Source organism: bacterium, assembly GCA_035281585.1.
In the GTDB taxonomy this organism is placed as follows: Bacteria; UBA10199; UBA10199; order DSSB01; family DSSB01; genus DATEDP01.
The window spans coordinates 1-7,982 of record DATEDP010000082.1 but is presented as its reverse complement, the minus strand read 5'-3'; the positions used below and the strand labels follow the sequence as shown (position 1 = coordinate 7,982).

5 protein-coding genes are annotated in these 7,982 nt (G+C 63.5%); 3 read left to right on the top strand and 2 right to left on the bottom strand.

The features are described from left to right. Positions 1-392 (bottom strand): hypothetical protein (locus VJR29_06610; protein HKY63071.1); only part of this gene is annotated, 392 nt, incomplete at its 3' end. Between the two features lie 680 nt (positions 393-1,072). Here VJR29_06610 and VJR29_06605 point away from each other — a divergent pair. Beyond that, a complete protein-coding gene (locus tag VJR29_06605) occupies positions 1,073-2,056 on the top strand; it encodes a hypothetical protein (GenBank protein ID HKY63070.1) in 984 nt (327 codons plus the stop codon). Positions 2,057-2,141: 85 nt separating this feature from the next. On the opposite strand, the gene VJR29_06600 is transcribed toward VJR29_06605, so the two are convergent. Next, entirely contained in the window at positions 2,142-6,740 is a 4,599-nt protein-coding gene (locus VJR29_06600) for a sigma 54-interacting transcriptional regulator (protein HKY63069.1), read from the bottom strand. A gap of 148 nt (positions 6,741-6,888) precedes the next feature. Between VJR29_06600 and VJR29_06595 the strand changes: the two genes are divergently transcribed. Together VJR29_06595 and VJR29_06590 are read left to right on the top strand one after the other, a co-directional pair. Beyond that, the gene (locus VJR29_06595) at positions 6,889-7,590 is read left to right on the top strand and encodes a response regulator (protein ID HKY63068.1); all 702 of its coding nucleotides are present in this window, start codon (positions 6,889-6,891) and stop codon (positions 7,588-7,590) included. Further along, on the top strand, positions 7,587-7,982 hold a 396-nt coding region (locus tag VJR29_06590), incomplete at its 3' end, for a hypothetical protein (protein ID HKY63067.1). The genes VJR29_06595 and VJR29_06590, both read left to right, overlap by 4 nt.

Here is a 7,982-nt window from a genome sequence, read left to right as displayed (position 1 = left end):
GCGCCTGGGCCAAGCGGCTGAGCACCGCCAGCCGCGAAGCTTGGAACACCGCGGTGCCTGCCAGCATCGGCAGGCGCCTGGGCCAAGCGGCTGAGCACCGCCAGCCGCGAAGCTTGGAACACCGCGGTGCCTGCCAGCATCGGCAGCAAGGCCGAAGGCCGAGTCGCCTCGCGGAAAAAGTTTTGGAGATGGAGCTCGAAGCGGTCGCCGAAATCGCCCCCGCCTTGCAGCAGGCTCTGTCGCCTTTGGGCGGAAAGCCGGAGCGGATCGTCCTCGGCCAAAGGGCTGGCGAGGACCGCATCGTAGAGCCGCAGCGCTTCCTGGAGCTTGCCTTGATTTTCAAATCGCCGAGCTTGGTTAAATTCCCGCTCGGCTTGCGTGACCTTGTTCATTGGTGCCCTGAGGCCAGCTTATCGTCGAAGCCGCCCGCCGGTTGTTAGCTGTGGAAATCTTGGCGGAACTTTGAATTCTTAATTTTAGATGTCATGGATAAATTTTAAATTATTGAATTTATTTTATATAATAAATCTATTTATATTTTGAAAAATAAACGAAGATCATATTTAAAATATTAATAATATTAAGTAGTTAATTAAATTTAAGAGGACTGGCATAAGCCCTGCATTATCTTCTAGCATGCGCCGAGAGGCGCTACCGGGAAAAAGAAAAATTCCCGGAAACAAAAAAAAATTAAAAAGTGTGCCCCCGGATTAGAGCCAGCAAGAGAGATCTTCTGGCTCTAATCTTTTTCGGGCCCGTCATCCTGAGCGTAGCGAAGGATCTGCGACCTACCAGGTGGTTGGTCTGCCTTATCTGTTCGCGTAGATTTCTATAATCCCAAAAATAGCGGCCTTTTGAGCATGCGATGGGGCTTGGGGCTCTTATACCCGCTTGGGCAGTCGCAGATCCTTCCCCCCAGTCTCTCTCGGACCTGACGGCGTTCGACTGGGGCCCCAGCTCAGGATGACCGTAATCAGCACAAATCCCTTTTTACGCGGCGCGTTCTGGTTTACAATCTGCCCAGGTTTTAAGCATCTCAGATATCCCGGGTAAGGCTTCCGTGAGGGGGAATTTGAGAGCGGGATACACCAACCTTTTGCTGCGGGGAGCCACCTTCCTTCTCCTCGTCGCCTGCGCCGGCGGCCCCGGTGGAAACCCCGGACCCGGTGGAGTGGGTGATGCTTCCACCGACGGCGGCGTCGGTCCGCTGGGCTCGGCGCCCAATAGCGTCAACCCCGGCACCCGGCCCACACCCGGTTTCACCGAAGTGGAGATGAGCCCGGCCACCAGCACCAGCTTGCCGGCTCCCGGGCCTTTCCTCAAAAGCTTGCAGCTGAACCTCACTCCCTTAATCGAGATCACCGAGGTCCGCATGTTCGTCCGCGATCTCAATCTCGACGAAGCGGTCAGCGCCGGCCTCGAGTATCCCGGGAATTTTCTCTTCCGCCTGCTCGACGGCAACGTCATCGTGGACGAGTCCCTGCCCGAGTTGGGCGTGGCCGGCGTGCCGGAGGGAACCTACAGCAAGCTCGACCTTTCCTTCGAAGTGATGGAGGCGGATGAGATTCCGCCCGGCGCCGAGGACGACCCGTTGGTCAACGGGCCCTTGATCGACCACTCGATCGTCGTCGAAGGCCACCTGGGACTCTTGAGCCCGATCGACTTGGGCGCCCTGGGCAGCTTGACCGTCGTGCAATTCCGCTTCGTCAGCGACCAAACCGCTCACCTCGAGGTGAACAGCCCGCAAGGCTTCGATTTCGGCCCCGATCTCAATCACCTTTTCTTGGCCTTCAAAATACGGACTTGGTTGGATTTGAGCATCCGCGGCCTGGTCGAGACGGTGGTCGCGACGCTGGATTTGCCGACGCTTCTCAATTTGTTGAACGGCGGCTTGCTGCTGATCGACTCCTCCTCCGGCAATCTCACCGTCGCGGCCGTCCAACTCGAAACCAATATCAACGCCTCGCTGCGGACAGCCCCGAGCGATGACGGCCTCTTCCAAGAAGCCGACGTTCAGGAAGACTCCTTCTCGGTCTGTCTCGCCAATTGCCCGTAGCAAGGGGCTTTAGCCCCGCCAACGGCGCGAAGCGCCGTCTTTCAAGTCGATGGGATGGCAATCGGCATTAAGCGCTCGCCGGCGCTCAGAAGAATTTCCCGTCGATGAATTCCTTCAAATCCTTGATCTCAACCGGCACCCCGAACTTCTCGAGCTTGGTGTAGAGGTTGCGCCGCGAGATGCCGAGGGCTTGGGCGGCGTGGCCCTTGTGATAGCCCTGGTCGCGGATGGCGAGCAGGATTCGCTCCAGCTCCGGGTCCAGCGGCTCCCGGGCCAGGGTCTTGCGGAGCAAGCTCTGCATCGCCTTCTTGTTGCCGAGCAGCTCCGGCTTGAAGGCCAGGGCCTTGAGCCCGATCAGGCCTTGGTCGGCGAAGAGGCCGGCGGTTTCGAGGGTGTTCTGGAGCTCGCGGATGTTGCCGGGCCAAGGATAGCTCATGAATTGGCGGAGGGCCTCGGTGCCGAGGCGGGCCGGCGAACGGCCTTCCCGCTCGGCGATCCTCTTCAAGAAGTGCTCGACCAGCAGCGGGAGGTCCTCCTTGCGCTCGCGCAGCGGCGGCAGCGAAATTGTCACGCCGTTCAGGCGGAAATAGAGGTCCTCCCGGAACTTCCCCTGCTCGACCAATTCCTGGAGGTTCTTGTTGCTGGCCGAGACGACCCGGACGTCGACCTTGACCACCTCATGGGAGCCGAGCGGCCGGATCTCGCCCTCCTGCAGGAAGCGCAGCAGCTTGGCCTGGAGCGCCGGCGAGAGGTCGGCGATCTCGTCGAGGAAGATCGTGCCGCGGTGGGCGTATTCGAGGATGCCCTTCTTGTCGCGGTCGGCATGGGTGAAGGCGCCCTTCTTGTGGCCGAAGAGCTCCGACTCCATCAAGGTCTCGGGCAGGGCGCTGCAATTCTCGGCGACGAAGGCCTGCTTGGCCCGGCCGCTGTTGAAGTGGAGGGCCCGGGCGATCGACTCTTTGCCGGTGCCGGACTCGCCGTAGACCCAGACCGCGATCTTGGAGTCGGTGATCTTGTCGAGCAGCGCGAGGACCTCGATCATTCGGGGCGAGCGGCCGACGATCTCGCGGTATTCGTGCTTCAGCTTGATCCGGCTTTCGGCGACTTCGAGCTGCAATTTCTCGAGCTGATCGCTCTGCTCCTCGACCCGCTCGCTCAGCCGGGCATTGGCCCGCTTCAGCTCCTCGATCATTTGGCCCTTCTGCAGGGCCAGGGCGGCTTGGTCGGAAAAGGCCTCGAGGGCCTTAAGCCGGCCCTCGTCGAAGAGACCGGCCTCGAAACGGTGATCGAGATAGAAAGCGCCGAGCACGCCGCTCCGGCCGCGGATCGGCAGGGCCAGGATCGACTTGAGCTCGTGGAGCTGAACGCTCTTGGCCTCGCGGAAGCGGGGGTCGGTCAGGGCGTTGTCGGCGACGACGGCTTGGCCGCCCTCCATCGCCCGGCGCACCGCCGAAAGGCTGAAGGCGAAGTCCTTCGACTGGAGACTTTCCGCGGCGAGGTTGCGGGCCACCACCACGCTGAAGCCGGCGATCGGGCCTTCGGAGCTTTCGCTGCGGAGCAGCAGGAAGCCGTGCTCGGCCCGGGCCAGCCGCATCGCCGCGTCCATCAAGTTTTGCAGGACCTTTTCCATGTCGTCTTCGCGCAAGAGCTCGCGGCTGATCGCCGAGAGGCTGTGGAGGATTTCCATCGGGGTCTTTCCTTTGTCCTGACCCCCAACCCAGCGCCGCCAATCCTCGCGTTCGACGAAGGAAATTTGGAGCTGGGGCGGGAGCGATTCATAAATTCGGGTCAGTAGCTCGCGGAGTTTGGGACCCTCGGCCGCGGCGAGGGCCGCTTCGAGATCCCAGGCCGGGGCCGGGCCGGTCATGGGCTCCGCGACCGCCGATTGGGCCGGCTCTCGCAGCCGCCGGCCATAGGCTTCGACTTCCCGGGCCAGGCCTTCGGCCTTGGCCATCCGCGGTGCCAGGGCCCTCAGCTCCGCCAGCTTGGCCTCGGCCGGAACGAAGCGGCCGGCGGCGAATTCGGCCCGGGCATATTCCGCCAGGTGCTCGGCCAGATCCTCGAGGTTGCCGGCGGCGCTCAAGACTTCGTGGGCCCGGCGGAAATCCTCGAGGGCCTCGCCCAAGGCCAGCCGCCGGCGTTGCAGCGATCCCCGGTTGTTCCAAACCCGGGCCAGGAAAAGATCGTCGCGCTGGGAGCGAGCCAAGCTTTCGGCCTCGCGATAAGCGGCCAAAGCCTTCTCGGCCTCGCCTTGGGCCAAGGCCAGGTTTCCTTCTTGGAGCCAGGCCGCGAATTCGCCCGGAAAATACTTTTCCTCGCGGTAGAGGGCCTTGGCTTCGGCCAAGCGGGCGAAGGCCTCAGTCCAAGCCCTTTCCTCGGCCCAGGCCCCGGCCAAATTGCGGCAGAGCTCGGCCCGCCGCCGGCCTTTCGGCTCGGCTATTGCCAGGCCCCGCTCGAAATGGAGCTTGGCCGAAGCGAGCCGGCCCTCCTTCAATTCCAGATTGCCCAGCAGCGAAAGGGCCCGGACCTGGTGGGGACGGATTTCGGGCGAGCTCTCGGCTTTCAGCTCGAGGCAACGCTCAAAGCGGCGCGCCGCCGCCGCTTCTTCGCCGAGGTTCAAATGGGCGATGCCGGCGACCAGGCAGCACTTCGCTTCCTTCAAAGGCAGCGGCTCGTCCTCGGCGGCCAAAGCGAAAACCTCCTCGGCGGCGGCGATGGCTTCGCGGTAGCGGTCGAGACCGGTGAGGAGATTGGCCTTGGCCCGCAGCAGCCGCGAAAGCTCGGCCGGGTCTTGAATGTAAGGCCGGCTTCGCTCGGCCAAGGCCAGGGCTTCGCCGGCCCGGCCGCCGCGGCTCAAGCTTTCCACGGCGGGCAAGGCCAGTGCAGCGACGGCGGGTCCGTCCCCCAAGGCGAGGGCATGGCGCAGCCGCTGGACTTGGCGCTCGGCGTTGGGCGGCAGGATCTTCCACCAGGCTTGGTGGAGGCGCTCGATCTCGGCGGCTTCGGCCCGCCTGAGGAGCTCGGTGGCAAGGGCCGGGAAAGCGAGCTCCCAAGCATCCCCGGCGCTTTTCACCAAATGCCGATCGGCCAAGCGATGAAGCCGGCTTTCGAGGCCTTCGGGGTCCCGGCAAATTTTTTTCAACTCGGCCATGGCGACGGCATCGCCGGCGGCGGCCAGGGCCAGGAGGGATTCCCGCTCCTCTCCAGTCAGGGCGCCGAGGCGGTCGAGGGCCAGGTCTTCGAAGGAATGCCAGCCGGCCAATCGCTCGATCCATTCCCGCGAAAAGTGTCCCCGCTCCAAGCCGCCGGCTTCGCGAACCCGGCGGACGATCTCGAGCAGCATCCGGGGGTTGCCGGCGGTCTGACGGAAGAGCGCCGCGGCGAGCTCGCCGGCGGCCTTGACCCCGATCGCTTCGTCGATCAAGGTTCGGCTCTCCGCCTCGCTCAAGTTCTTGAGCCGAAGATCGAAGCCGCCGGGCATTTCGACCAAGGCCTCGAGCAGGCGCCGGGTTTCCGGGCTCAGCCGGTCCTCGTTCCACTCGAAGAGCCCGATCCGGCCCGGTCGGTCGGCGGCCTCCCGCCGCAGCCGGAGCAGGCCTTTCAGCGAATCGAAGCCAAGCTTGTGGAGATCATGGAAAAAATAAGCGCCGGCCGGCGCCGCGGCGAGGCCGGCCAAGGCGGTCTCGAAGCCGCTCGGCGGCACTTCCTGCACCGGGATTCCGCGCAGGGCGCATTGGAAGGCGGCCTCGCGGAGGAAGCGAGTTTTGCCGACTCCGCCGATGCCATGCAGCCAAAGCCAGGCCGAACCCTGGGGCCACCGAGCCAGGGCCTGGACGAGTCGGGCGAAGGCCGCTTCGGCGCCGAACATCCGGATCGAGTGATGTTCGGCCACCACGGTTCCGCCCCGATCGGAAAGTCCGCTCAGGGCTTCGAGAGCTTCGGCGGCGCTGGTCCAACGGCGCTGGGGTTCGCTCTGAATCATCCGGTCGATGGTCCGGGCGGCCAAACCGAAGCCGTCTTTCAGTCGGGGCGCGGCTTCGAGCAAGGGCCGGGCCGGCGACCGGAGCATTTCGCTCAAGCTGCGGCTCGAGGCCCGGGGATGCTTGCCGGCGAAGGCTTCGTAGAAGAGAGTGCCGAGCGAGAAGAGGTCGCTGGCCGGCAGATTCTTTCCCTGCCAGCGCTCCGGCGCCAAATAGGGCAGGGTGCCGGCGCCGAGCCGGGCCGCCGAGGAAAAATTTCCGGCCAAGCCGAAGTCGAGCAGCTTGATCCGGCCTTCGGCGGTGATCAGGACGTTGCGCGGCGAGAGGTCGCCGTGGGCAAGGTTTTGGGCGTGCAGGGTCCGCAAGGCGTCGAGGGCCGCCCGCAGCCAAGCCAAGATCGCCGCGGGCGCCGCGGTCTTGGCGGCGTCGAGCAAGCCCCGGCCTTCGACGAAGTCCATCCAGAAGCAGGGGCCCCGGTTTTTCCCGAAAATGGGGCTGCTGTCGGCGAGGTAGCCGTGGATGGCGGCGATGGCGGGATGCCGCAGCTTGACCAGCAGCGCGGCCTCTTTTTCGAACAGGGCGACCTGGTCGGGCTGGACCCGACTGAGCAACTTGAGAGCCACCGGCCTTCCGGGCTCGAGCTCGGCCAAATAGACCGAACTCATTCCGCCCTCGCCCAGCAACTTCAGGGGAATGGGGGGCATCCGGCATTATTTTCTCATTCTGTGCAGAGCGCCAAGCTCAAATTGTGCGGGGAGAGCCTTCGACCAGCCGGCGATTTTCCCCTTGGAAAAAGACCGAAGCGGCGGCATCCTCCCCTGCGTTTTCCCAAGGGACCTGGGAAGGAGGCCTATGCCGGACGCGACCAAGGTTCTCGTCATTGAGGACGAAGCCGACATTCAGCAGCTGCTCAGCTACCACTTCCAGCAAGCCAACTGGCGGGTCGAAGTCTGTGGCAGCGGCTCCGAAGGCCTGAAAAAGGCCAAGGAAAAGAGGCCCGATCTCATCCTCCTGGACCTGATGCTGCCGGGGATGGATGGCTTCGAGGTCTGCCGGATCCTCAAGAACGACCCGGAGACCAAGGCCATCCCGGTGATCATGCTCACCGCCAAAGGCGAGGAAATCGATAAGGTGGTGGGCTTCGAGCTCGGCGCCGACGATTACATCACCAAGCCCTTCAGCCCCCGCGAGCTCTTGCTCCGCTCCAAGGCGGTGCTCCGCCGGGGACCCAAGGCCGAAGGCGAGGAGGGGAGCGACAAGCAGATCAAATTCGGCGACTTGGTGGTCGACTTGGCCCGCCACCGGGTGACGATCGCCGACAAGGAAGTCGAGCTCACCGCCATCGAGTTCAAGCTCTTGAAGTACCTGCTCGAAACCAAGGGCCGGGTCCAAACCCGGGATACCCTGCTCGACAAGGTCTGGGGCTATGACGCTTTCGTCACCACCCGCACCGTCGACACCCACGTCAAACGGCTCCGCGAGAAGCTGGGAAAATTCGAGAACTATGTCGAAACCGTCCGCGGAATTGGCTATCGTTTCCGTGAGAAGCCATGACCCACATCACCGGAAAAATCTTCGTCGCCTATCTCTTCTTCGTCCTCTTGGCGACGTCGGCCGCCAACCTCCTGCTGATCCGCTTTCTGGAAAGCCTGCTTTTGACCAACGCCCGGCAGAACCTGCAGGAAAAATGGATCGACTCTTATCCGGCTCTCCAGGGGCTCCAGCTTTCGGCCGACCGCGGGGAAGCTCTGAATAAGAAACTGGCCGATATGGCCGACGATGAACCTTATCGCCTATCGCTCTACGCCTTGGATGGAAAGCTGGCCGCCGATTCTTCGTCGGCGCCGCCCGAAGCCGCCATTCCACTCGACGTCAGCCAAGCCTTGAGCAATGGCCAAGCCTATGCCTTGAACGGCCCCGACGCGGTGCCGCCCGCGCGCTTGGCT

Excerpts from the sequence above, each read along its gene's own strand:
- VJR29_06600 (HKY63069.1), bottom strand. The coding sequence starts at position 6,740 with ATGCCCCCCATTCCCCTGAAGTTGCTGGGCGAGGGCGGAATGAGTTCG.
- VJR29_06595 (HKY63068.1), top strand. The coding sequence starts at position 6,889 with ATGCCGGACGCGACCAAGGTTCTCGTCATTGAGGACGAAGCCGACATT.